We start from the raw sequence: 2,475 nt of genomic DNA on the forward strand, positions 1-2,475 counted from the left end.
TTGTCGTGTACAGAGCAGGCGTCCAGTGTGACGTCCTCGGCGCTGTGAACCAGGACACCGTCGCCGACGTTGCCGAAGACCTCGCAATGGCGCAGGTCGGCGCGGGCACCCGCGGCCACCATCGCTCCGTTGCGGCCGGCGCCTTGCATACGCGATCGCAGCGCGGTGACCTCCCCGCCGGGCTGAACGGAGATCCCGTCACCGCCGCATTCGGCCACGTCACAGTCCCGCAGGTCGGCCACCGCGTCCGTGGCGACCGTGACGCCATTGTCGCGGGCGGCGCGCACCCGCACGTTGCTCAGCAGCGGGCGTGACCCGGCCCCGGCCTGGATGCCACTGCGGCCGACCCGCTCGATCCCGACGTCCTCGACGCGGCCCTGGCTCTCGGCGGCGAAGTGCACGCCGTGTCCGCGGGCCTCGCTGATGGACACGCCGCGCAGGAACGGCGCGGCGGCATCGATGGTGAAAGCCGACCCGGTGGTCTCCGCGACCCGGCCGCGATCGAACTCGGCGGTGCTGCCCCCGCTGACCAAGACGCCCCCGCCGCCCTGCACCGTCATCTCCACGAACGCGGTGGAGGACCGGTCCTCGACGCGCACCGCGTCCTCCCCCGCGTCGTGCACCGCGCAGCCGGTCAGCATGCCGCGCGCCTTGCCCCAGGCGTGCACGCCCACGGTGGTCGGACGGGTGATGGTGACCCCGCTGATCTGGGGGTCGGCGCCGCTGTGCACGGCGATGCCGCGTCCGCCGACGTCCTCGAACGCGCAGTCCTCGACACGGGGGCGTCCGCTACTGGACACCAGCAGCGCGTCCTGGGCGACGTCGTGGACTCGCACGCGACTGATCGTGGTGGTGGCATCGTCGTCCAGGACGATGGCGGGCTTGGTGACACCGGTGATCTCGCAGTCGGCGATAGAGCCGGCCGCGCGGTCGTTGGCGAAGACACCATTGCCGCGCGCGTCACGGATGGTACAGGTGCGCACGGTGGGACGGCCCTTGCCACCGATGACCACACCGGTGCTCTCAACGTTCTCGATGGTGCTGTCCTCAAGGACTGTGGGCTGCCCGGTGGTGATGACCACCCCGGCGCCCCCGGTGTTGGTGACCCGGCAGTCCCGCATGGCCAGCGCTCCGTCGTCGCGCACCACCACCGCGGCCCAGGCCGAGCCGTCCACCTCGCAGTCGGCCAGTTCCAGCTGCCCTGCTGGGATGTCGACAGTGGGCCTATCTCCGTCACGCCCGCGCACGACCAGACCGGTGATTTTGACGGCCTCCGCGATGGAGGCGACCGCGCAGCCGGAGTCGGCGATGACCTCGACGCTGCCCCGCCCGTTCTGGGCGGCGAGAGTGACCACCTTGGTGATCATCAGGCTCTCCTCATAGCGTCCAGGCGCGATGGAAATGAGCGCGCCGCTCCGGGCCGCGGCCAGGGCTGCACGGATGGTCGGGTGCGCGTCCCTGCCATCCTGTGCGACCTTGAGGAGCTGTCGGGACATCGCCGGGTCCTTTCATCGGGTCGCTACCCACGCGAGGAGCGGCACCGTTGTCGTTCGGGGGTGGGTCCGGCCGACAGGCCGGACCCACTCGGTAGGGGATCAGTTGCAGCGGGTACGGACCGCCGACGCCACCACATGGGCGTTGGTGTTCTGGCCGTCGATCTGGTCGGCTCCACTGTTCTGGAGCTTCACACTGATGGTGTCACCCGGCGGGGTGTAGGCGCCAACGTGCACCCAGCCGCCCTTGTCGGCGACCTGGTCGACCGTGAAGGACGCGAACGGCTCACTGGTCGACGGGTCCGCGGACGGGTGCAACTGGTACTGGGCGGGGGCGCCCCCGACCCAGCGTGGGCTCTCCGCGTCGGGGATGTGAACGTAGATCTCACATTGGGCGTCCGTGAAACCGATGTTGAACGTCCAGAACGCGTACCTGCCGTTCGGCGCGTCCGGGTCCCCGGAGACCGGAATGGCGTGCCACCGGCCGTCGCAGTTCTCCGTGTCGAAACCACCCTCGAACCCGAAGGCCCAACTGTGGGTGCCGTCCCCTTCCCAGAACTCCCCTGCGGTGCCGTAGGCGATGCGCTCGTTCGGGGCACAGCCCACCCCGGCCACCTCGGCGTAGCGGAACTCCGGCGGGGGCTCCTCGTTGGCCGAAGGCTGCTGGTCCACCTTTTCCCTAGACCGCCCTTCCTCCGGGACCTCCTGGGAAAGGACCTCGGCCAGCGGGGTCCCGTCGTCCGTGTTCAGGGGCTCGCCCACGGACACGGGCCGCCGCTCGGCGAGGATCTGCGCCTCCGGAGGCGCCTCCTCCTCGGTCCCGGGCCCTTCGTCCTCAGGGGCGGGTTCGCCGTCTCTCTCGTCGTCGGCGGGCGCGTCGGCGCCATCGGTGTCGTCGGCCTCCTCGGCCTCCTCGGCGGGCGCGTCGGCGCCATCGGCCTGGCCGGAGCCGTCGGGGGCGATCAAGGCCAGGGGCCCGTTG

General features: G+C 71.0%; 1 protein-coding gene and 1 pseudogene. Both read right to left on the minus strand.

What is annotated here, in order from left to right:
• A partial coding sequence (locus tag K8V84_RS13040) for a right-handed parallel beta-helix repeat-containing protein (protein WP_304074501.1) occupies positions 1–1,496 on the minus strand: 1,496 nt, incomplete at its 3' end.
• A 99-nt stretch (positions 1,497–1,595) separates the two neighbouring features.
• Positions 1,596–2,475, minus strand: a pseudogene (locus K8V84_RS13045) (hypothetical protein); the annotation flags it as partial.

It is taken from the genome of Nocardiopsis listeri (assembly GCF_020741345.1).
Classification (GTDB): Bacteria; Actinomycetota; Actinomycetes; order Streptosporangiales; family Streptosporangiaceae; genus Nocardiopsis; species Nocardiopsis listeri_A.